We start from the raw sequence: 20,684 nt of genomic DNA, 5'->3' as shown, positions 1-20,684 counted from the left end.
CGCGGTGACGGGTCGTCGCACTGTACGAGGGGGAGCCGACGACCCGAGCTACCTCTTGGCGAGGCTCTTCAGTGAAGCGCCTCAAGGGGTCCGTGCGGCAGAGTGCGCATCGCATTTATGCGCGTACTCGGTTCACACCCCGTGTGAACCGCGCACCCACTAGCCTGAGACCGACGAGCCCTTGGAGCGGCCATGCAGCCCAATGTCCTGCTCGACGCCCTCCTTGCCGAGGCGGGTATGTCCCACGCCGGACTCGCCGCGTACGTGAACCAGGCAGGCCGCACCCGCGGACTCGCCCTGCGCTACGAACACACCGCCGTGACGCGGTGGTTGAAGGGCCAGCGGCCCCGGGGTCAGGTGCCCGACCTGATCTGCGAGGTGCTCGGCGGCCGGCTGCGACGGACCCTCGGGCTGGACGACATCGGGCTCGGTGCGGCGGACCAGCCGATTCCGCTGCACGCCTCGCCGCTCAGCGGGTTCGTGGACCGGGCCGCCGCCCTGTGGCGCTCCGACGGCCAGGCCCGGCCCCAGCTGCTCGCCGCCGGAGCGGTCACCGGGACGCCCGCCGTCATCCCGGTGTGGGAGTGGGAGAATCCGCCCGAGGACGCCGATGTGTCCCGCGAGGGGCCGAACCCGATCGGTCCCGAGCACATCGAGATCCTGAAGTCCGCCCGTGCCCACTACGAGCTGATGTACCGCCGGGCCGGCGGTCTGGCCACACGGGACCGGATCGTCCGCTTCCTCGGCAGCGAGACCGCGCCCATGCTGCGCGGAAGCTACTCCGACGACCTGGGGCGCCGGCTGCACCGGGCCACGGGATCCCTGGTCGCGGTGGCGGGGATCTGCGCGTACGACTCGGACGCCCACGGGCTGGCCCAGCGCTACTTCCACCAGGCGCTGCGCCTGGCCAAGGCGAGCGGGGACCGCGGGCTCGGGGCCTATGTCATCGCGCTGATAGTCAACCAGTCGCTGCACCTGCGCGAGTACCGCCAGGCCGTCGCCTTCGCCGAGGCCGCGCTGCGCGCCGCCGGGCGGCACACCACCCCCGCGCTGGCCGCGGACCTCCACGCCATGCAGGCCAAGGCGTACGCCCAGCTCGGCGACACCCGGGCCGCGCTGGCCTGCATCCGCAAGGCGGAGGCGGCCGCCGAGCGGATCCGCCCGGGCAGCGAGCCGGACGAGACCGGCTACGTACAGCCGGGGCTGGTCAACGTCCAGGTCGCCGAGGCGCTGCTCGGTCTGGGCGATCTGGAAGCCGCGCGGATCCACGCGACCGCGGCCGTCGGCACCCCCGCGCACGACCGCGGGCGGGTGCACCGGCTGGCGATGCTGTGCGAGATCCAGCTGCGTCAGGGGGAGGCGGACCGGGCCTCGGCGTCCGCGGCCGAGATGGCCGAGCGGGCCAGGGGCATGGAGTCTCTGCGGCTGCGCGACCGGCTGCGGACGGTCCGCGAACAGCTGCTGACCAGCGGTTGTACGGGCGCGGAAGAGACCGCGCGGCTCATCGACGGGGCGCTGCGCGTTCCGCTGTGACCGGTCAGCTGCTGCCATGTTTGCCACCTACTCGGAAGGAAGGTGGCACTGCCGTGCAGTGGATGAACCTGAGTGAGCACACTGTGTACAAGAACCGTTGGTTCGATGTGAATCTCGCCGATGTGGAACTCCCCGACGGCCGGCACCTGGACCACTTCGTGATCCGGCTGCGTCCGGTCGCCGTCGCCACGGCCGTCAATGAGGCCAACGAGGTGCTGCTGCTCTGGCGGCACCGGTTCATCACCGACAGCTGGGGCTGGGAACTGCCCGCCGGGGTGGTCGAGGACGGCGAGGACATCGCGGTCGCGGCGGCTCGCGAGATGGAGGAGGAGTCGGGCTGGCGGCCCGGCCCGCTCCACCACCTGATGACCGTGGAGCCGTCCAACGGACTGACCGACGCCCGGCACCACCTCTACTGGGCGGACGGGGCCACTCACATCGGGCATCCCGAGGACGATTTCGAGTCCTCGCGCCGGGAGTGGGTCCCGCTCAAACTCGTGCCGGACATGATCGCGCGCGGGGAGATCCCGGCCGCCAACATGGCGGCCGGTCTGCTCCTGCTGCACCACCTCCGGCTCGGCCGGCCGTAGGGATCAGCCGTACGGGTAGAAGCCCGCGCCCGACTTGCGGCCCAGGCGGCCGGCGTCGACCATGCGCTGGAGCAGCGGGGGAGCGGCGTACAGCGGCTCCTTGTACTCGGCGTACATCGAGTCGGCGATCGAGGCGATGGTGTCCAGGCCGATGAGGTCGGACAGCTTCAGCGGGCCCATCGGGTGGGCGCAGCCCAGCTCCATGCCGTTGTCGATGTCCTCGCGGCTCGCGATGCCCGACTCGAACATCCGGATCGCGGACAGCAGGTAAGGAACGAGGAGAGCGTTGACGACGAAGCCGGAACGGTCCTGGGCGCGGACCGCGTGCTTGCCGAGCACGTTACGCACCAGGGCCTCTGCGCGCTTGATCGTCTCCTCGCCCGTGGTCAGCGCCGGGATCAGCTCGACGAGCTTCTGCACGGGGGCCGGGTTGAAGAAGTGGATGCCGATGACCTGGTCCGGCCGCGAGGTCGCGACGGCCAGCTTGACCAGCGGGATCGAGGAGGTGTTGGACGCCAGGATCGCGTCCGGGCGGGTGATCACCTGGTCGAGGACCTGGAAGATCTCCGTCTTGACCTGCTCGTTCTCGACGACCGCCTCGATGACGAGGTCGCGGTCGGCGAACTCGCCGAGGTCGGTGGTGAAGGTGAGGCGGGCCAGGGTGGCGTCCCGCTCCTCCTCGCTGATCTTGCCGCGTTCGGCGGCCTTGGTCAGGGAGTTGTGAAGCCGGGTACGGCCGATCTCCAGGGCTTCGCCGGTGGTCTCGGCGACCTTGACCTCAAGGCCACTACGGGCGCACACCTCGGCGATACCCGCGCCCATCTGGCCACAGCCCACTACGCCGACCCGTGTGATGTCGGAAGGGAGGTCAGTCACTTCGTGCCTTTCGCAGCTCATCCTCGGCGGGTCCCCCGTATGATTCCGGCGCCCGCCACGCCCCCCGACGTTACTCCCGACCTTGCGCGGGGCGGCGGGCCGGGGCGGGCATGCTGGGCGGACATCCTGCAATGTCACTCAGCGAAACGGAGATGTCACATGGGGCTAATCGGTCGACGGGCGCTGCTGGCCGGAGCCGTGGGGGTGATCGCCGCCGCCACGACCGGCCCGCCCGCGGCGGCGGCGGGGCGGCGCACCGGGAGGGGCGGCCGGGCCGGCGCCACCGACTTCCGCGGCATGTGGATCGCCTCGGTGTCGAATGTGGACTGGCCCTCCGAGAGTGGTCTCTCCGCCGCCCGGCAGCGCACGGAGCTGCTCGGCCTCCTCGACGCCGCGGTCGGGCGGAGCCTCGGTGCGGTGGTCCTCCAGGTCCGGCCGGCGGCCGATGCCCTCTGGCCCTCGAAGCTGGAGCCGTGGTCGCAGTGGCTGACCGGGAAGCAGGGGGTGGATCCGGGCTGGGACCCGCTGGATACGGCCGTCAAGGAGGCGCACGCCCGCGGGCTGGAGCTGCACGCCTGGTTCAACCCGTTCCGGGTGGCCAACCACACCGACCTCGACCGGCTGGTGTCCACGCACCCGGCGCGCCGCAATCCCGGCTGGACGGTGGAGTACGGCGGCAAGCTCTACTACAACCCGGGCCTGCCCGAGGTGCGGCGCTTCGTCCAGGACGCCATGTTCGACGCCGTCTCCCGCTACCCGCTGGACGCGGTGCACTGGGACGACTACTTCTACCCGTACCCGGTGGAGGGGGAGTACTTCGACGACGACGAGGCCTTCGAGGAGTACGGGGAGGGCTTCGCCTCGCGCGCCGCCTGGCGCCGCGACAACATCGACACCCTGGTCCGCGAGATGTCCGCACGGCTGCGGGCGCTGGGGCCGGGGCCCCGCTTCGGGATCAGCCCGTTCGCCGTGTGGCGCAACTCCGACCGGGACCCGGCCGGTTCGCCGACCCGCGCGGGCCTCGGGACGTACGACGACCTCTACGCGGACACCCGCAAGTGGGTCAGGGAGGGCTGGATCGACTACATCGTGCCGCAGGCGTACTGGCACATCGGGCACCCGACCGCCGACTACGCCGACATCGTGCCCTGGTGGGCGCGGACCGTCGCGGGTACCGACGTGGACCTGTACGTGGGGGAGGCGCTGTACCGGTGCGACGCGGACAGCCCCACCGAAGCCTGGCGCGACCCGGGGGAGCTGTCCAAGCACGTGCGGTTCGCCCGCGGCTACCCGGAGGTCCGCGGCCACGTCTACTTCTCCGCGAAGCAGGTGGCCGCGGACCCCAACGGGGCGATGGCCCGGGTGGTCGCCGACCACTACCGGTCGGCGTCGCCGCGCTGAGTCAGTGAGCGGGTTCTGCGGGGTGGCGGACCGTGCAGTCGGGCCCGGGAGCCATCAGTGCCTCGTGCCCGTCCTCGAAACGGACCCGGTACGGGGGGGTTCCGTTCTCGCCCAGGACCTGGGTGATCTCGCCCACCTTGTCGTGCTGTCCGACGATCCTGCCGTGCTGCACCAGCTGGTCGCCCTCGGTCGCGCGCATAACTGACCTCCTTGGTGGCGGTCCGATCCGGTGGTAGCAGTTTAGGGCGTAGTACGGCTATTTGACCCGTTGGGTCACCGCGATGCAGACGAGTACCGCGCACGCGGCGGCGGGTGCGGCGGGGGAGAGGTGCTCGCCCAGCAGGGCCACCGACCAGACCAGGGTCAGCAGCGGCTGGGCGAGCTGCAGCTGGCTGGCCCGCGGCGCCCCGATCTCGGCCATGCCCCGGTACCAGACGTACAGGCCGAGGAAGGTGGAGCCGGCTGCCGCCCAGATCAGCCCGGCGAGGCCGTGGACGCCGAGGTGCACGGGCTCGTACGCGAGTCCGAGCGCGGAGCCCGCCAGGCTGAGCGGCAGGCACAGGACCAGCGCCCACCCGATCACCTGCCAGCCGGGCAGCATCCGGGCGAGGCGGCCGCCCTCGGTGTACCCGGCGGCGCACACCAGCAGGGCGGCGAACAGGTAGGCGTCGCCCGCGGAGAGGGCCCCGCCGCTCTGCGCGAGGGTGAAGCCCAGGACCACCGCGGCCCCGGCGAGGGCCGCGGCCCAGAAGGCGCGCGAGGGGCGGGCTCCGGTGCGCAGCGCGGACAGCGCCGCGGTGGTCAGCGGAAGGAGGCCGACCACCACGGCGGCGTGCGAGGTGGTGGAGGTCGTCAGCGCGAGGGTGGTCAGCATCGGGAACCCGACGACCACCCCGGCGGCGACCACGGCGAGGCCCGTCCAGTGCTCTTTGGCGGGCAGCGGCACCCGCCGGCCCAGCAGGAAGACGCCGGCGATGGCGGCGGCGAGGACACTGCGCAGCGCGACCAGGGACCACGGACCGAAGCTCTCCAGCCCCCAGGCGGTGGCGGGGAAGGTCAGCGAGAAGGCGACGACGCCGAGCAGGGCGAGGGCGGTGCCCCGGCACACCGGGTTCTTGACCGCTATCGTGGTCGGGAGAGTAGCGCTATTCTGTGCTGTCATGTATGAGCGTAGCAGTGTGGCAGAGCTGGCTGAATCCCTGCGGTCGGAGCTCAACCGCTACTCGACAGGTGGAAAGCTCCCGTCGAGTCGGGCCCTGGTGGAGCGCTATCGCGTCAGCCCCGTCACCGTCTCCCGGGCCCTCGCCCAGCTCGCCGCCGAAGGCCTCGTCGTCACCCGGCCCGGCGCCGGGGTCTTCCGCGCCGCACCGCGTACGGCGGCTCCCGCGACCGGTGACACCTCCTGGCAGGAGGTCGCCCTCAGCGCCGAGGGGGCCGGGGAGATCGTCCCCCGGTCCGTCGACGCCACCGGCGTGCTGGGCTCCCTGGCCGCGCCGCCGTCCGGGGTGATCGAGCTCAACGGCGGCTACCTGCACCCCTCCCTCCAGCCCGAGCGGGCCATGGCGGCCGCGCTGGCCCGGGCCGGGCGGCGGCCCGGGGCCTGGGGGCGGCCGCCCCTGGAGGGGCTGCCCGAGCTGCGCGACTGGTTCGCCCGGGAGATCGGCGGCGCGCTCGTCGCCGCCGACGTGCTGATCACCGCGGGCGGGCAGAGCGCGCTGGCCACCGCCCTGCGGGCGCTCGCCCCGCCCGGGGCACCGATCCTGGTCGAGTCCCCGACCTACCCCGGGCTGCTCGCCATCGCCCGGGCCTCCGGGTGTCGGCCCGTGCCGGTGCCGGTGGACGCCGAGGGCGTCCGGCCGGAGCTGCTCGCCGCCGCCTTCGAGGCGACCGGCGCGCGGGTCTTCGTATGCCAGCCGCTGTTCCAGAACCCGACCGGTGCGGTGCTGGCTCCGGGCCGGCGGGCCGAGGTGCTGCGCATCGCGAGGGCCGCCGGGGCCTTCGTGGTCGAGGACGACTACGCCCGGGCCCTGGCCCACGAGGACGCCGGTCCGCTGCCCGCGACCCTGGCCGCCGAGGACGGGGACGGGGTGGTGGTGCACGTCCGGTCGCTGACCAAGTCCACCTCGCCCAGCCTGCGGGTCGGCGCCCTGGCCGCCCGGGGCCCGGTGGTCGACCGGCTGCGCGCCATCCAGATCGTGGACAGCTTCTTCGTGCCCCGGCCGCTTCAGGAAGCCGCGCTGGAACTGGTCGGGGCGCCTGCCTGGCCGCGCCACCTGCGGACGGTGGCCGCCGAACTGCGCCACCGGCGGGAGGTGCTCGCGGGGGCCCTGCGGCGGGAGCTGCCCGCCCTGGAACTTCCGCATCTGCCGTCCGGCGGATACCAGTTGTGGGTACGGCCGGCCGGGGGCGGCGACGACACGGCCTTCGCCGCGGCGGCCCTGCGCGCCGGGGTGGCGGTGGCTCCGGGTCGCCCGTACTTCTGCGCCGAACCGCCGGGTCCGTACGTCCGGCTGAGCTTCGCCGGGGTCGCCGGCCCCGGCGAACTGGTCGAGGCGGTCCAGCGGCTGCGCACCGGCCTGGCCGAAGGCCTCGGTCCGGGCGCTTGACCGCACGCGGTACGCGGCTCACCATCACCGCATGCATGTTCGGGTTTCGCTCGTTGCCGCAGCCCGTAGTTCCTCGCTGCTCGCCGAGCGCTTCGACGACGACCGCCCGCTGGACGGGGCCGGCTGGCGGTCGGTGGAGTCCGCCGCCCGGGGCCTCGTACCCCTGGGCTCGGCCGAGCTGCGCTACTGCTCGCCGACCCCGCGCAGCCGCGCCACGGGCGAGGCCCTCGGGTACGCGCCCCTCGCGCAGCCCGCGCTGCGCGAGTGCGACATGGGCCGCTGGCGGGGGCTGACCCTGGCCGAGGTCACCGCCCACGAGCCCGGGGCGGTGGAGCTGTGGCTCAGCGATCCGCGGTCCGCCCCGCACGGGGGCGAGTCCCTGCTCGCCTTCATCTCCCGGATCGGCGGCTGGCTCGACACCCGGCCCGCCGACGACGGCGGCGCGATCGTGGCGGTGGCGGAGCCCTCGGTGGTCCGGGCCGCCCTGGTGTACGCGCTGAAGGCACCCCCGCTGACCTACTGGAACGTGGACGTCCGGCCGCTGTCCACGATGACCCTCACCGGCTGGTCCGGCCGCTGGCACCTCTCCCTGCAGGCCCCGGCCTAGGAGGGCGTCGTCCCGTCCGATCCAAGCCGGGGTCCACATCCGTCTCGTCGAGGGGGCCAGGACCGGCGCAAGCGGCGGAATCGACGTCGGAGCGCACTCTTTCCTGCTACATATTTTCCTGCGGGTGCCGCGAGCGCCCGCTTCTTCGGCGAGCCCCTCCCGCCGCGATCAAGTGCATTGCATAAACGTGCGTAAGTACGTATAGTCATGCCATCGATGAGGAGGGTCCGATGGTGGTACGTGTAGCGGTGGCCGGAGCGAGCGGGTACGCGGGCGGAGAAGCCCTGCGCCTCCTGCTCTCGCACCCCGAGGTCGAGATCGGCGCCCTGACGGGCAACTCCAACGCCGGACAGCTCCTCGGTTCCCTGCAACCCCACCTCGTGCCGCTCGCGGGACGCACCCTGGAGGCGACCACCCCCGAGGTCCTCGCCGGCCACGATGTCGTCTTCCTCGCCCTCCCGCACGGCCAGTCCGCCGCCGTGGCCGCCGAGCTCGGCGACGAGGTCCTCGTCGTCGACATGGGCGCCGACCACCGGCTCAAGGACTCGGCCGACTGGGACGCCTTCTACGGCGCCCCGCACGCCGGTACCTGGCCGTACGGGCTCCCCGAACTGCCCGGCGCCCGCGAGGCACTGGCGGGCACCAAGCGCATCGCCGTCCCCGGCTGCTTCCCCACCGCCGTCTCCCTCGCGCTCTTCCCCGCCTATCAGGGCGGCCTCGCCGAGCCCGAGGCCGTGATCGTCGCCGCCACCGGAACCTCCGGCGCGGGCAAGGCCCTCAAGCCGCACCTGCTCGGCGCCGAGGTGATGGGCTCGGTGACCCCCTACGGCGTGGGCGGCGGACACCGCCACACGCCCGAGATGGTGCAGAACCTGAGCCCGCTCGCGGGAGAGCGCGTCCGCGTCTCGTTCACGCCGACCCTCGTGCCCATGGCCCGCGGGATCCTCGCCACCTGCTCGGCCAAGGCGCTCCCCGGCACCACCGCCGAATCGCTGCGCGCCGCCTACGAGAAGGCGTACGCCGACGAACCCTTCGTGCACCTGCTGCCCGAGGGCCGGATGCCGTCCACCAAATCCGTCCACGGTTCCAACGCGGTCCACGTCCAGGTCGCCTACGACGAGTCCGCCGGGCGGATCATCGCCGTCAGCGCCATCGACAACCTGACCAAGGGCACCGCCGGCGGCGCGGTGCAGAGCATGAACATCGCCCTCGGGCTCCCCGAGCAGCTCGGGCTTTCGACGATCGGAGTCGCACCGTGAGTGTCACGGCAGCACAGGGATTCACGGCAGCCGGCATCGCCGCCGGAATCAAGGCCAACGGCAACCCCGACCTGGCCCTGGTGGTCAACAACGGGCCGCGTCTGGCCGCCGCGGGCGTGTTCACCTCCAACCGCGTCAAGGCCGCCCCCGTGCACTGGTCCGAGCAGGTCCTGCGGGGCGGGACGGTCAGCGCGGTCGTCCTCAACTCCGGTGGCGCCAACGCCTGCACCGGCCCCAAGGGCTTCCAGGACACCCACGCCACGGCGGAGAAGGTCGCGCAGGTCCTCGGCGGCGACTCCAACGCCGGGGAGATCGCGGTCGCCTCCACCGGCCTGATCGGCGTCCTGCTCCCCATGGACAAGCTGCTCCCCGGCGTCGAGACCGCAGCCGCCGCCCTGTCCGCGGACGGCGGCGAGGCCGCCGCCATCGCCATCAAGACCACCGACACCGTCCACAAGACGGCCACCGCCTCCCGGGCCGGCTGGACCGTCGGCGGCATGGCCAAGGGCGCGGGCATGCTCGCCCCGGGCCTCGCCACCATGCTCGTCGTCATCACCACCGACGCCGACCTGGACAGCGCCACCCTGGACAAGGCGCTGCGTGCCGCCACCCGCACCACCTTCGACCGGGTCGACTCCGACGGTTGCATGTCGACCAACGACACCGTGCTGCTGCTCGCCTCCGGTGCCTCCGGCCAGGTGCCGGCGTACGAGGAATTCGCCGAGGCCGTGCGCACGGTCTGCGACGACCTGGCCCGCCAGCTCATCGGCGATGCCGAGGGCGCCAGCAAGGACATCCGCATCGAGGTCATCGGCGCGGCGAGCGAGGACGACGCGGTCGAGGTCGGCCGCTCCATCGCCCGCAACAACCTGCTCAAGTGCGCCATCCACGGCGAGGACCCGAACTGGGGCCGGGTGCTCTCCGCGATCGGCACGACCGAGGCCGGCTTCGACCCCGACCGGCTGAACGTCGCCATCAACGGCATCTGGGTCTGCAGGAACGGATCGGTCGGCGAGGACCGCGACCTGGTCTCGATGAAGGACCGCGAGGTCCGCATCACCGCCGACCTCGCCAACGGCAGCGAATCCGCCGTCATCTGGGCCAACGACCTGACCGCCGACTACGTCCACGAGAACAGCGCGTACTCCTCATGAGCGACGAGAAGGCCGGCCAGCCCGGCACCTCCGGCGGCACCGCCCGCAAGCACACCGCCCTGCCCAAGGCGCAGATCCTCATCGAGGCCCTGCCGTGGCTCACCCGCCACAACGGCAAGATCGTCGTCATCAAGTTCGGCGGCAACGCCATGATCGACGAGGACCTCAAGGCGGCCTTCGCCCAGGACGTGGTCTTCCTGCGGCAGGCCGGCCTCAAGCCGGTCGTCGTGCACGGCGGCGGCCCCCAGATCAACGCCCAGCTCGACAAGCAGGGCCTGGTCAGCGAGTTCAAGGCCGGCCTGCGCGTGACCACCCCGGAGGCCATGGACGTCGTACGCATGGTCCTGGCGGGCCACGTCCAGCGCGAGCTGGTCGGACTGCTCAACCAGCACGGGCCGCTCGCGGTCGGCATGACCGGCGAGGACGCCCGCACCATCATCGCGACCAAGCACAGCCCGGAGATCGGCGGCGAGGTCATCGACATCGGCCGGGTCGGGGAGATCACCTCCATCGACACCGGCGCGATCGAGGCCCTGCTGGCGGACGGCCGGATCCCGGTCATCTCCTCCATCGCGGGCAGCGCCGACGACCACCACGTCTACAACGTCAACGCCGACACGGCGGCCGCGGCGCTGGCGGCCGCGCTCGGCGCCGAGACGCTGATGGTCCTCACCGACGTCGAAGGCCTGTACGCGGACTGGCCGAACAGCGACGAGGTCATCAGCAAGCTCACCGTCAGCGAGCTGGAGAAGCTGCTGCCCGAGCTGTCCAGCGGCATGGTGCCCAAGATGGAGGGCTGCCTGCACGCCGTACGCAACGGCGTGAACACCGCCCGCGTGCTCGACGGACGGGTCCAGCACTCGATCCTGCTGGAGATCTTCACGGACTCCGGCATCGGCACGATGGTCGTGCCCGACCACCAGTCAGGGGGAACAGAATGACGAAGGGCACCGGCAACCAGGAGTACGGCGCGCGCTGGCGGGAAGCGCTGACCGACAACTACGGCACCCCCGCGGTCGCGCTCGTGCGCGGCGAGGGCGCCCAGGTCTGGGACGCCGACGGCAAGCAGTACACCGACTTCGTCGGCGGCATCGCGGTCAACGCCCTCGGCCACGCCCACCCGGCGATCGTGGCGGCCGTGACCGAGCAGATCTCCACGCTCGGCCACGTCTCGAACCTCTTCATCTCCGAGCCGGTCGTCGCGCTCGGCGAGCGGCTGCTCCAGCTCTTCGGCCGCCCCGGCAAGGTCTTCTTCTGCAACTCGGGCGCCGAGTCCATCGAAGCCGCCTTCAAGATCGGTCGGCTGACCGGGCGGACCCACATGGTCGCGACCGACGGCGGCTTCCACGGCCGGACCATGGGCGCCCTCGCGCTCACCGGCCAGCCCAAGAAGCAGGAGCCCTTCCGGCCGCTGCCGGGCGATGTCACGCACGTCCCGTTCGGTGACGTGGAGGCCCTGCGGGCCGCCGTCACCGAGGAGACCGCGCTCGTCGTCATCGAGCCCATCCAGGGCGAGAACGGCGTCGTCGTGCCCCCCGCCGGGTACCTGACGGCCGCCCGCGAGATCACCCGCGCCACCGGCACCCTGCTCGTCCTCGACGAGGTCCAGACCGGCATCGGCCGGTGCGGCCAGTGGTTCGAGCACCAGGCCCACGAGGACGTCGAGCCCGACATCGTCACCCTCGCCAAGGGGCTGGGCGGCGGTCTGCCCATCGGCGCGGTGGCCGCCTTCGGCCCCGTGGCCGACCTGCTCCGGCCGGGCCAGCACGGCACCACCTTCGGCGGGAACCCGGTCGCCTGTGCCGCCGGCCTCGCGGTGATCGACACGATCGCCACGGGCGGGCTGCTCGACCAGGTCAAGGCCCGCGGGGAGCGGCTGCGCTCCGGGATCGAGGCCGCGGGCCACGCCCTGGTCTCCCACGTCCGGGGCTCGGGACTACTGCTGGGTATCGTGCTGACCGAGCCGCTCGCCGCCCAGGTGCAGCAGGCGGCTCAGGACGCCGGCTTCCTGGTCAACGCGCCCGCCCCCGACGTCGTACGGCTCATGCCCCCGTACGTACTCACCGAGGCCGAGGCGGACGCGTTCGTCCGGGCCCTGCCCGGCATCCTTGACGCAGCAGGCGGGGACGGATCCGGAGAATGAGACGACGATGAGTCAGGCGCAGGACAACGAGCAAGGCGGCCAGGCCGTCCCGCAGACCCGCACCGCGCGTCACCGCCGGATCGTGGACATCCTCAACCGGCAGCCGGTCCGCTCCCAGAGCCAGCTGGCCAAGCTGCTCGCCGACGACGGGCTGAGCGTCACCCAGGCGACGCTCTCGCGCGACCTCGACGAGCTGGGCGCGGTGAAGATCCGCAACACCGGCGGCGAGCTGATCTACGCGGTACCCAGCGAGGGCGGCTTCCGCACCCCGCAGGCCCCGCTCGGCGAGTCCGCGAAGGAGGAGCGCATGCGGCGCCTCTCCGGGGAGCTGCTGATCTCGGCGGAGGCCTCCGCCAACCTCGTGGTCCTGCGCACCCCGCCGGGTGCCGCGCAGTTCCTCGCCTCGGCGATCGACCAGGCCGAACTCCGTGCCATCCTCGGCACCATCGCGGGCGACGACACCCTGATGCTGATCAGCCGGGATCCGGCGGGCGGTCAGGCCCTCGCCGACCACCTGCTGCGTCTGGCGCAGAAGGAGAGCTGAGGGCTGTCCCTGCCGGATCCGGCAGGATCCGGCAGGGCCCCGGCTCAGTACCGGGTCACGGCCAGGTCCCCGGACTCCGTGCCGATCGCGATGTGCGGGCGCCGGCCCGGGTCCGCCCAGCGCAGGATCGCCCGCATGGCCCGCTCCGGCACGGACACGCAACCGGCCGTCGCGCCCTTGCCGTTGACGTGCAGGAAGATCCCGGCGCCCCGGCCGCGCACGGGCCGGTCGTAGTTGAAGCCGATGACCAGCGCGTGCGCGTACTGCTTCTCGTACGTCACCAGGTGCTCGGCCTCGCCCGGCGCGCAGTCCGCCGGCAGCGGCTCGACCCAGCGGTTGTACTGGGCGGACGCGTTGTCCTGGCACCACCAGGAGTCGGCGCTCACCCGCCGGTACGCGGGGCCCGTGCCGGCCGGTGCCCGGCGGATCCCGAAGGCGTAGGGAAGTTCGTACAGGCCCGTGGGCGTGGTGTTGGTGCCCTGGGTCCGGGTCGTCCCCTCGGTGAGGCCGTTCGCGCCGAAGCGGGCGGGAGCGCTCCCCGCCTCGTGCCAGCGCCCCGCCCACCGCTCCCACCAGATCACCCGGCCGGTGGTGGATCCGGGCGCGGGCGCGACGGCGGTGATCAGCTGACTGCCGCCCCCGGTGTCGGCGAGACGGGCGGGCAGGGGCGCGGGGCCGTGCGGGAGCAGGGCCGCGACGAGAGTCACGCCGGTGACGAGAGCGGTACGCAGCACACGTCAGACGGTACGGGGCGCGACCGGCAGCCCGAGCGAGGCGCGCATCCGCCGCATGACGTAATCGCTGAACAGGTGTGTGCACCCGTCCAGGAGGGCGCCGACCTCCGGGTCACCCTGCGGCAGGTCCGGCGTCCGGTACGGGGACCACATGCTCTGGATCCGCTGCGCGGAGATCGCCCGTAGGGCCGGGTCACGGTCCGTCAGCAACTGCACGGAGGCGCGCAGTCCGGCGACCCCGCCGCGCGCGAACAGCAGCCGGTAGGCCGCCCGGCGGGTGTGCGCAGGCCGCTCGGGCGCGATGCGGGCCATCAGCCGGTCGACGGACAGCCGTGCGGCGGAGCCGCTCAGGCTCCGGGCGGCCTCGCGGGCCACCGCCGGCGAGGGGTCGTCCAGCAGCGGTCGCAGCAGCTCGATGTCGGTGGTGTCCAGCAGGCGCAGTCCGCCCACGGCCGCGGCCCGCACCTGGCCGGCGGGGTGCGCCAGCAGGGCGCGCAGCACCGGCGCGTCCTCGCGGCGCGCGCACTCGGCGAAAGCGGTCACCGCGTACGGGCTCACGCGTGCGGGGTCGGTCAGCGCCGCGCGGCACAGCGGGTACGGGTCGCCACCGTCCTGGCGGACCAGCCAGCGGGCGCAGGCCCGGACCAGCCCGGAGCGGTCGGCGAGGTGGCCCGCGGCCTCGGCGGTCCGGCCGGCCCCGCGCAGGGCGGTGACCCCGGCGGAGCGGACCATCGCGCCGTGCGCGCCGAGCAGGGCGTCGATCGCCTCGTCGTCCGGGCCGTCGGCGGCCAGGGCGGCCAGCGTCGCGTCCGTCCACAGCCCGCTGGTCGGCGGGTCCGGCTCGCCGGCGGCCAGGGCGGCCAGCTCCCGTACGTCCAGCAGCCCGGCGCCGACGGTCAGTCGCGCGGCGAACCGCCGGGTCGGCGGGTCCTCGCTCGCGCGCAGCTCGTCGAGGAGGGCCGGGGCCTCGTTCAGTACGGCCTCGAAGCGCTCCAGCGCCCATGCGCCCTGCTCGCGCCGGCCGAGCCGCAGGACGAGCGGGGTCAGCCGGCGCAGGGTGCCCGCGGGGTCCTCGGCGAGGGCAGCGGTCAGTACCCGCCGGGCCTGTTTCCGTACGGCCGGTACCCAGTCCGCGCAGCGGATCGCGACGAGCTCGGGCAGCGGCTCCGGCGCCCGCAGGGCCGCCTCGCGGATCCGGCCGTCGGTGTGGCAGAGCCGCACGGCCGGCGGCGCGCCGAGGGGGCTCGCGTACGACCAGTAGTGGACGTCCCGGACGGCGTGGTCGAAGGCGATCCAGGCGGTCGCCGGGCTCCCGGGTGGTGGGATCTCCGTCGTCGTGTCCGTGTCCATGCGTCCTCCCCGTGACGTCCGATGTTGATCGTAGGCAATCGGGCTGCCGCTCCGCCTCCCATATATCAGCAGGTCAAGCGGTATGGCCGGGCGCTGCGCAGGGTGCGCCCACGGCGCCGATTGACGAAACATACGGAGTAGTGCATAGTTATGCCTGTCGTTGAATGCACCGTAAGGAGAAACCCGTGACCGAGCGCGTCGTACTCGCCTACTCGGGCGGCCTGGACACCTCCGTCGCCATCGGCTGGATCGCCGAGGAGACGGGCGCCGAGGTCATCGCCGTTGCCGTGGACGTCGGCCAGGGCGGCGAGGACCTGGACGTCATCCGCAAGCGCGCGCTCGACTGCGGTGCGGTCGAGGCCGAGGTCGCCGACGCCTCGGACGAGTTCGCCAACGAGTACTGCCTCCCGGCGATCAAGGCCAACGCCCTCTACATGGACCGGTACCCGCTGGTCTCGGCGCTCTCCCGGCCGGCCATCGTCAAGCACCTGGTCGCCGCCGCCAAGAAGCACGGCGCCACGACCGTCGCCCACGGCTGCACCGGCAAGGGCAACGACCAGGTCCGCTTCGAGGCGGGCATCGTCGCCCTCGCCCCGGACCTCAAGTGCATCGCCCCGGTCCGCGACTACGCGATGACCCGGGACAAGGCGATCGCCTTCTGCGAGGAGAAGCAGCTCCCGATCGCGACCACCAAGAAGTCCCCGTACTCCATCGACCAGAACGTCTTCGGGCGCGCCGTCGAGACGGGCTTCCTGGAGGACATCTGGAACGCCCCGATCGAGGACATCTACGAGTACACCTCGAACCCGGCGCTGCCGCGTGAGCCCGACGAGGTCGTCATCTCCTTCAAGGAGGGCGTCCCGGTCGCCATCGACGGCAAGTCCGTCACCGTGCTCCAGGCCATCCAGCAGCTCAACGACCGCGCCGGAGCGCAGGGCATCGGCCGGATCGACATCGTCGAGGACCGTCTCGTGGGCATCAAGTCCCGTGAGGTGTACGAGGCCCCGGGCGCGATCGCGCTCATCACGGCCCATCAGGAGCTGGAGAACGTCACCGTCGAGCGCGAGCTGGCCCGCTACAAGCGGCAGGTCGAGCAGCGCTGGGGCGAGATGGTCTACGACGGCCTGTGGTTCTCCCCGCTCAAGCGGGCCCTGGACGGCTTCATCAACGAGGCCAACCAGCACGTCACCGGTGACATCCGGATGACCCTGCACGGTGGCCGCGCCGTCGTCACCGGCCGGAAGTCGGACGAGTCGCTGTACGACTTCAACCTCGCGACCTACGACTCGGGCGACACCTTCGACCAATCCAAGGCCCAGGGCTTCATCGAGATCTTCGGCCTCTCCTCGAAGATCGCGGCCCGCCGCGACCTCGCCTGACCGACCCGCAGTCAAGACCGCCTCCCCGTTACCTCCGCGGCGGGGAGGCGGTTGCACATCCGAAGCCCTCCAGGGCGTCGGAGCCTTACACGCAGTCAAAGCCATGCAGTCTTGAGGAGCAGTAGCTGTGAGCAGCAACAAGGGTGACGTCCGGCTCTGGGGCGGCCGGTTCGCCGACGGTCCTTCGGAGGCGCTGGCCCTGCTGTCGGCGTCGGTCCACTTCGACTGGCGGCTCGCGCCGTACGACATCGCCGGCTCCCGCGCCCACGCCCGCGTGCTCCACAAGGCCGGCCTGCTCACGGCCGAAGAGCTCGACCGCATGATCGCCGGACTGGACCGGCTGGAGGCCGACGTGGCCGACGGCTCCTTCACCGGCACCGTCGCCGACGAGGACGTGCACACCGCCCTGGAGCGCGGTCTGCTGGAGCGGCTCGGCGCCGAACTCGGCGGCAAGCTGCGCGCCGGCCGGTCCCGCAACGACCAGGTGGCCACCCTCTTCCGGATGTACCTGCGCGACCACGGCCGGATCATCGGCGGCCTGATCGCGGACCTCCAGGACGCGCTGGTCGGCCTCGCCGAGACCCACCACGACGTGGCGATGCCGGGCCGGACCCACCTCCAGCACGCGCAGCCGGTGCTCTTCGCCCACCACGTACTGGCCCACGTGCAGTCCCTTTCGCGGGACGCGGAGCGGCTGCGCCAGTGGGACACCCGGACCGCGGTGTCCCCGTACGGCTCGGGCGCCCTGGCCGGGTCCTCGCTGGGTCTGGACCCGGAGCAGGTCGCGGCCGACCTGGGCTTCGAGCGGGGCTCGGTCGGCAACTCGATCGACGGCACGGCCTCGCGCGACTTCGTGGCCGAGTTCGCCTTCATCACCGCGATGATCGGGATCAACCTGTCCCGGATCGCGGAGGAGATCATCATCTGGAACACGAAGGAGTTCTCCTTCGTGACCCTGCACGACGCCTTCTCGACCGGGTCGTCGATCATGCCGCAGAAGAAGAACCCGGACATCGCCGAGCTGGCGCGCGGCAAGTCGGGCCGGCTCATCGGCAACCTGACGGGCCTCCTCGCGACCCTCAAGGCGCTGCCCCTCGCGTACAACCGGGACCTCCAGGAGGACAAGGAGCCGGTCTTCGACTCCTGCGACACCCTTGAGGTCCTGCTGCCGGCCTTCACCGGCATGATGGCGACCCTCACGGTCAACCGGGAGCGGATGGAGGAGCTGGCTCCGGCGGGCTTCTCGCTCGCCACCGACATCGCCGAGTGGCTGGTCAAGCAGGGCGTGCCGTTCCGGGTGGCCCACGAGGTGGCCGGTGAGTGCGTCAAGGTCTGCGAGGGCGAGGGCATCGAGCTCGACCAGTTGACGGACGAGCAGTTCGTGAAGATCTCCGAGCACCTGACCCCCGAGGTCCGGACGGTCCTCAACGTCAAGGGCGCCCTGGCTTCGCGGAGCGGCCGGGGCGGCACCGCCCCGTCGGCGGTCGCGATCCAGCTCACCGAACTGAAGGCCGATCTGGTCATCCAGCACGCATGGGCGGCCCACAAGCAGTAGTCCGCCGCCGTGCCCGCAGGGGCGGTGGGAGCCGGCGCCGGCTCCCACCGCCCCTTTGGCGTTACAGGCAGACGGCCCCGCCCCGGGTAAGGGCTCACTGGAGAGCAGACTCCCGGGTCCGGGGTCGGCCGGGGAAGGCTCCCGGGGCGCAGTCACTCCAAATGATCACAGTCCGCATCAGCCCGCCGGACACGGGTAGTGATGATCGAATCACCAAATGTAGTCATCCGGCTACGGTGCGGCCCATGCGGCCAGGGCGTCGAAATCCTCGCGGACCAGCCCGATCCGCTCGTCGATGCGCATCAGCAGGGCCTGTGCCGGATGGCGCCGGTCGACGTACTCGCGGTCCATTGCCGTGATGTCGTCGTCGATCCAGGCGAAGGGTCGCTCGCCCGCGTAGCCGAGGATGTACTGGGTCTTCCAGAACGTGCCGCGGGGTGCCCGGCCGTGCATCACCGGCCAGTCGATGAACGGCAGCCGGGGCAGCCCCAGGTGGGGGCCTATCCAGTCGTTGGCCTCGCCCTTCCAGGTGGTGGCCCAGACCAGCTCGTAGGCGTCCGCGAGGGCGAGCAGCTCCGCCCCGTGGTCGTGATTGAGCCAGACGCGCAGCGGCTTGGCGCGCTCGGCCTCGGTCCAGCCCGTCGGGCGCATCCGGTGGGTGCGGTACCCCTCGGGGCGGCGCTGTGCCTTGGCCGCGTAGGGGTTCAGTGGTCCGTCGACGTCGATCAGCAGCAGTGGCTTCATCGGGGCAGGATTGCCCTCGGGCAGCTCATTTTCGACCAGGAATGAGACATGGGCGTCTCATTCGGGGTATGCTTGTCTCATGGCCATGGATCGTGACCAGGTGCTCCGCGATGCGGCCGCCCTGCTTTCCCGCAAGTCGACCGCCACGATGGACGAGGTCGCCCGTGCCGCCGGAATCGGGCGCGCGACCCTCCACCGGCACTTCGCCGGCCGCGACGCCCTCGTACGGGCCCTCGAAGACCTCGGCATCCGGGAGTTCGAGGTGGCCTTCGACAACGCCCGCCTCGACGAGGGCACGGCGGTGGAGGCACTCAGACGCCTCGTCGCCGAGGCCGAGCCCAACGCCCAGCTGCTGGCCTTCCTCGTCACCGAGAACCAGCTGTTCGAGGGCGACGAGGTCAACGAGGGATGGGCCCGGCTCGACGCCCGCGTCGGCGCGCTCTTCCGGCGCGGCCAGGAAGAGGGCGACATCCGGATCGACCTGAGCGCGGCATGGCTCACCGAGGCCCTCTACGGCCTCGTCGGCACCTGCGCCTGGGCCGTGATGGACGGCCGGGTGGCCGCCAAGGACTTCCAGTACATGATCATCGAGCTGTTGCTCGGTGGCGCCCGACGGAGTGTGGAGAAATGAGCACGACCCAGCAGCTGACCAGCCCTATCGGGACGGAGACCAAGAGCCGCGGCCGCTGGCTCGCCCTGAGCGTGCTGGTGCTCGCCGTGCTGCTGGTCGCCGTCGACGCGACCGTACTCGGCCTCGCCACCCCCGCGCTCTCCGAGGACCTCAAGCCGTCCGGCACCCAGCTGCTGTGGATCGGCGACATCTACTCCTTCGTCATCGCCGGGCTCCTGGTCTCCATGGGCAGCCTCGGTGACCGAATAGGCCGGAAGAAGCTGCTGCTCACCGGCGCCGCCGCATTCGGTGCCGTGTCGGTGCTCAACGCCTACGCGACCAGCCCCGAGATGATGATCGTCGCCCGGGCCCTGCTCGGCGTGGCCGGTGCGACCCTGATGCCGTCCACCCTGGCCCTGATCCGCAACATCTTCCACGACCCCAAGGAGCGCAGCCTCGCGATCGGCATCTGGGGCGCCACCGCCTCGGCCGGCGCGGCCGTCGGCCCGGTCGTCGGCGGAGCGCTGCTCCAGCACTTCTGGTGGGGATCGGTCTTCCTGATCAACCTCCCCGTGATGATCGCCCTGGTCGTCGTCGGAATCAAGCTCCTTCCCGAATCCAAGAACCCGGTCGCCGGTCCCTGGGACCTCGTCAGCGTCTGCCTCTCCCTCGTCGGCGTGATCGGCGTGGTCTACGCCGTCAAGGAGGTCGCCACCCACGGCATCACCTGGGAGGTCGCGGTCACCGCGGCAGTCGGTGCCGGAGCCCTGTACGCCTTCGTACGCCGCCAGTTCAGCCTGCCGTCGCCGCTGCTCGACATGCGGCTCTTCAAGCACCGCGGCTTCTCCGGCGCGGTCCTCGCCGACCTGCTCACCGTCTTCGGCCTCTCCGGACTGGTCTTCTTCCTCTCCCAGTTCCTGCAGCTCGTCCAGGGCCGCGACCCGCTGGAGGCCGGCCTCGCCGAACTGCCCGCCGCCATCGGCGCGGTGGTCACCGGCCTGCTCGCGGGCCGGTACGCCCGCCGGTACTCGGTACGGACCGTCGTGGCGGGCGGCCTCGGCGCCATCGGCCTGGCCCTCGGCGTCCTGACCCTGATCCACAAGGAGAGCGGCTACCCGCTGCTCGGCGCGGCCCTGCTCGTCGTCGGCCTCGGCGCCGGATTCTCCTTCACCGTCACCGCCGACGTCATCCTCTCCAGCGTGCCCAAGGAGCAGGCCGGTTCGGCCTCCGCTGTCTCCGAGACGGCCTACGAACTCGGCGCGGCCCTCGGCATCGCCCTGCTCGGCTCCATCGTCACCGGCGTCTACCAGAGCTTCACCGCCCCGGCCTCCGTCGCGGGCCCGGTCGCCGACGCCGCGCACGAATCCCTCGGCGGGGCCGTCGAGGCGGCCAAGGCGCTGGATCCGCACACCGCCCAGGTGATGGTCGGCGCCGCCCAGGACGCCTTCGTGGACGGGCTGCGACTCGCCTCCGGCGTCGGCGCGGCCGTACTGCTGGCCACCGCCGTGGCCGCCTGGTTCCTGCTGAAGGGCCAGCGGCTCCAAGAGGGCGTCGAGCACTGAGGCAACGCCAAACGATGATGTCCCCGGCCGAGTTGAC

General features: G+C 72.1%; 20 protein-coding genes. 14 read left to right on the top strand and 6 right to left on the bottom strand.

The annotated features are described in order from the left end of the window. Positions 1-192 precede the first annotated feature (192 nt). Both IE257_RS28345 and IE257_RS28340 read left to right on the top strand, forming a co-directional pair. Entirely contained in the window at positions 193-1,533 is a 1,341-nt protein-coding gene (locus IE257_RS28345; RefSeq protein WP_189972715.1) for an NsdA family TPR-like regulatory protein, read from the top strand. A 62-nt stretch (positions 1,534-1,595) separates the two neighbouring features. Beyond that, positions 1,596-2,123, top strand: coding sequence for an NUDIX hydrolase (locus IE257_RS28340; RefSeq protein WP_245385488.1), 528 nt, complete (start codon positions 1,596-1,598; stop codon positions 2,121-2,123). A 3-nt stretch (positions 2,124-2,126) separates the two neighbouring features. On the opposite strand, the gene IE257_RS28335 is transcribed toward IE257_RS28340, so the two are convergent. Next, positions 2,127-3,020, bottom strand: a complete 894-nt coding sequence (locus IE257_RS28335; RefSeq protein ID WP_189972713.1) for a 3-hydroxybutyryl-CoA dehydrogenase — start codon at positions 3,018-3,020, stop codon at positions 2,127-2,129. 138 nt (positions 3,021-3,158) lie between these two features. On the opposite strand from IE257_RS28335, the gene IE257_RS28330 reads away from it, so the two are divergent. After that, positions 3,159-4,400: a glycoside hydrolase family 10-like protein gene (locus IE257_RS28330; protein ID WP_189972712.1), complete on the top strand. Its 1,242-nt coding sequence runs from the start codon at positions 3,159-3,161 to the stop codon at positions 4,398-4,400. A 1-nt stretch (position 4,401) separates the two neighbouring features. Here the strand turns inward: IE257_RS28330 and IE257_RS28325 are convergent, their stop codons facing one another. Next, the gene (locus tag IE257_RS28325) at positions 4,402-4,599 is read right to left on the bottom strand and encodes a DUF1918 domain-containing protein (protein WP_189972711.1); all 198 of its coding nucleotides are present in this window, start codon (positions 4,597-4,599) and stop codon (positions 4,402-4,404) included. 57 nt (positions 4,600-4,656) lie between these two features. Continuing rightward, positions 4,657-5,562 (bottom strand): DMT family transporter, encoded by a 906-nt coding sequence (locus IE257_RS28320; protein ID WP_189972710.1) that lies wholly within the window; start codon positions 5,560-5,562, stop codon positions 4,657-4,659. Between IE257_RS28320 and IE257_RS28315 the strand changes: the two genes are divergently transcribed. The 7 genes from IE257_RS28315 to IE257_RS28285 all read left to right on the top strand — a co-directional run bounded on the left by IE257_RS28315 (position 5,561) and on the right by IE257_RS28285 (position 12,713). Beyond that, positions 5,561-7,006: an aminotransferase-like domain-containing protein gene (locus IE257_RS28315; RefSeq protein ID WP_189972709.1), complete on the top strand. Its 1,446-nt coding sequence runs from the start codon at positions 5,561-5,563 to the stop codon at positions 7,004-7,006. The two genes, IE257_RS28320 and IE257_RS28315, sit on opposite strands and share 2 nt — an antisense overlap. Positions 7,007-7,037: 31 nt before the next feature. Next, the gene (locus IE257_RS28310; protein ID WP_189972708.1) at positions 7,038-7,613 is read left to right on the top strand and encodes a histidine phosphatase family protein; all 576 of its coding nucleotides are present in this window, start codon (positions 7,038-7,040) and stop codon (positions 7,611-7,613) included. A 230-nt stretch (positions 7,614-7,843) separates the two neighbouring features. Next, the gene (gene argC / locus IE257_RS28305) at positions 7,844-8,872 is read left to right on the top strand and encodes an N-acetyl-gamma-glutamyl-phosphate reductase (protein ID WP_189972707.1); all 1,029 of its coding nucleotides are present in this window, start codon (positions 7,844-7,846) and stop codon (positions 8,870-8,872) included. Next, positions 8,869-10,026 (top strand): bifunctional glutamate N-acetyltransferase/amino-acid acetyltransferase ArgJ, encoded by a 1,158-nt coding sequence (gene argJ, locus IE257_RS28300; protein ID WP_189972706.1) that lies wholly within the window; start codon positions 8,869-8,871, stop codon positions 10,024-10,026. Before argC ends, argJ begins: the two co-directional genes overlap by 4 nt. Next, positions 10,023-10,967, top strand: a complete 945-nt coding sequence (gene argB / locus IE257_RS28295; RefSeq protein WP_189972705.1) for an acetylglutamate kinase — start codon at positions 10,023-10,025, stop codon at positions 10,965-10,967. The genes argJ and argB overlap by 4 nt, the downstream gene beginning before the upstream one ends. Then, positions 10,964-12,169 (top strand): acetylornithine transaminase, encoded by a 1,206-nt coding sequence (locus tag IE257_RS28290; protein WP_189972704.1) that lies wholly within the window; start codon positions 10,964-10,966, stop codon positions 12,167-12,169. The genes argB and IE257_RS28290 overlap by 4 nt, the downstream gene beginning before the upstream one ends. A 7-nt stretch (positions 12,170-12,176) precedes the next feature. Next, positions 12,177-12,713 carry an arginine repressor gene (locus IE257_RS28285; protein WP_030010023.1) on the top strand — a complete coding sequence of 179 codons (537 nt, stop codon included), beginning with the start codon at positions 12,177-12,179 and terminating at the stop codon, positions 12,711-12,713. Positions 12,714-12,757: 44 nt separating this feature from the next. Here the strand turns inward: IE257_RS28285 and IE257_RS28280 are convergent, their stop codons facing one another. After that, positions 12,758-13,444, bottom strand: coding sequence for a L,D-transpeptidase family protein (locus IE257_RS28280; RefSeq protein WP_189972744.1), 687 nt, complete (start codon positions 13,442-13,444; stop codon positions 12,758-12,760). 6 nt (positions 13,445-13,450) lie between these two features. Further along, a complete protein-coding gene (locus IE257_RS28275) occupies positions 13,451-14,797 on the bottom strand; it encodes a HEAT repeat domain-containing protein (RefSeq protein WP_189972703.1) in 1,347 nt (448 codons plus the stop codon). Positions 14,798-14,982: 185 nt separating this feature from the next. On the opposite strand from IE257_RS28275, the gene IE257_RS28270 reads away from it, so the two are divergent. Then, on the top strand, positions 14,983-16,176 hold the full coding sequence (locus IE257_RS28270; RefSeq protein ID WP_189972702.1) for an argininosuccinate synthase: 1,194 nt from the start codon (positions 14,983-14,985) through the stop codon (positions 16,174-16,176). Between the two features lie 127 nt (positions 16,177-16,303). Further along, positions 16,304-17,731 (top strand): argininosuccinate lyase, encoded by a 1,428-nt coding sequence (gene argH / locus IE257_RS28265; protein ID WP_189972701.1) that lies wholly within the window; start codon positions 16,304-16,306, stop codon positions 17,729-17,731. A gap of 231 nt (positions 17,732-17,962) precedes the next feature. Here the strand turns inward: argH and IE257_RS28260 are convergent, their stop codons facing one another. Continuing rightward, positions 17,963-18,475, bottom strand: coding sequence for an HAD domain-containing protein (locus IE257_RS28260; RefSeq protein ID WP_189972700.1), 513 nt, complete (start codon positions 18,473-18,475; stop codon positions 17,963-17,965). A 79-nt stretch (positions 18,476-18,554) separates the two neighbouring features. Here IE257_RS28260 and IE257_RS28255 point away from each other — a divergent pair, with 79 nt between their 5' ends. Further along, positions 18,555-19,106 carry a TetR/AcrR family transcriptional regulator gene (locus IE257_RS28255; RefSeq protein ID WP_189972699.1) on the top strand — a complete coding sequence of 184 codons (552 nt, stop codon included), beginning with the start codon at positions 18,555-18,557 and terminating at the stop codon, positions 19,104-19,106. Beyond that, positions 19,103-20,647 (top strand): MFS transporter, encoded by a 1,545-nt coding sequence (locus tag IE257_RS28250; protein ID WP_189972698.1) that lies wholly within the window; start codon positions 19,103-19,105, stop codon positions 20,645-20,647. Before IE257_RS28255 ends, IE257_RS28250 begins: the two co-directional genes overlap by 4 nt. Positions 20,648-20,684: the final 37 nt, after the last annotated feature.

The organism is Streptomyces avidinii (assembly GCF_014650695.1).
Classification (GTDB): Bacteria; Actinomycetota; Actinomycetes; order Streptomycetales; family Streptomycetaceae; genus Streptomyces; species Streptomyces avidinii.
Note: the sequence above shows the minus strand (reverse complement) of the source record. Positions and strands in the feature narration are given on the sequence as shown.

What these genes read in the sequence shown, in the direction of transcription:
- IE257_RS28345 (WP_189972715.1), top strand. Translation starts at nt 193, where the DNA reads ATGCAGCCCAATGTCCTGCTCGACGCCCTCCTTGCCGAGGCGGGTATG.
- IE257_RS28340 (WP_245385488.1), top strand. Translation starts at nt 1,596, where the DNA reads ATGAACCTGAGTGAGCACACTGTGTACAAGAACCGTTGGTTCGATGTG.
- IE257_RS28335 (WP_189972713.1), bottom strand. Translation starts at nt 3,020, where the DNA reads ATGAGCTGCGAAAGGCACGAAGTGACTGACCTCCCTTCCGACATCACA.
- IE257_RS28330 (WP_189972712.1), top strand. Translation starts at nt 3,159, where the DNA reads ATGGGGCTAATCGGTCGACGGGCGCTGCTGGCCGGAGCCGTGGGGGTG.
- IE257_RS28325 (WP_189972711.1), bottom strand. Translation starts at nt 4,599, where the DNA reads ATGCGCGCGACCGAGGGCGACCAGCTGGTGCAGCACGGCAGGATCGTC.
- IE257_RS28315 (WP_189972709.1), top strand. Translation starts at nt 5,561, where the DNA reads ATGTATGAGCGTAGCAGTGTGGCAGAGCTGGCTGAATCCCTGCGGTCG.
- IE257_RS28320 (WP_189972710.1), bottom strand. Translation starts at nt 5,562, where the DNA reads ATGACAGCACAGAATAGCGCTACTCTCCCGACCACGATAGCGGTCAAG.
- IE257_RS28310 (WP_189972708.1), top strand. Translation starts at nt 7,038, where the DNA reads ATGCATGTTCGGGTTTCGCTCGTTGCCGCAGCCCGTAGTTCCTCGCTG.
- argC (WP_189972707.1), top strand. Translation starts at nt 7,844, where the DNA reads ATGGTGGTACGTGTAGCGGTGGCCGGAGCGAGCGGGTACGCGGGCGGA.
- argB (WP_189972705.1), top strand. Translation starts at nt 10,023, where the DNA reads ATGAGCGACGAGAAGGCCGGCCAGCCCGGCACCTCCGGCGGCACCGCC.
- IE257_RS28290 (WP_189972704.1), top strand. Translation starts at nt 10,964, where the DNA reads ATGACGAAGGGCACCGGCAACCAGGAGTACGGCGCGCGCTGGCGGGAA.
- IE257_RS28285 (WP_030010023.1), top strand. Translation starts at nt 12,177, where the DNA reads ATGAGTCAGGCGCAGGACAACGAGCAAGGCGGCCAGGCCGTCCCGCAG.
- IE257_RS28275 (WP_189972703.1), bottom strand. Translation starts at nt 14,797, where the DNA reads ATGGACACGGACACGACGACGGAGATCCCACCACCCGGGAGCCCGGCG.
- IE257_RS28260 (WP_189972700.1), bottom strand. Translation starts at nt 18,475, where the DNA reads ATGAAGCCACTGCTGCTGATCGACGTCGACGGACCACTGAACCCCTAC.
- IE257_RS28255 (WP_189972699.1), top strand. Translation starts at nt 18,555, where the DNA reads ATGGCCATGGATCGTGACCAGGTGCTCCGCGATGCGGCCGCCCTGCTT.
- IE257_RS28250 (WP_189972698.1), top strand. Translation starts at nt 19,103, where the DNA reads ATGAGCACGACCCAGCAGCTGACCAGCCCTATCGGGACGGAGACCAAG.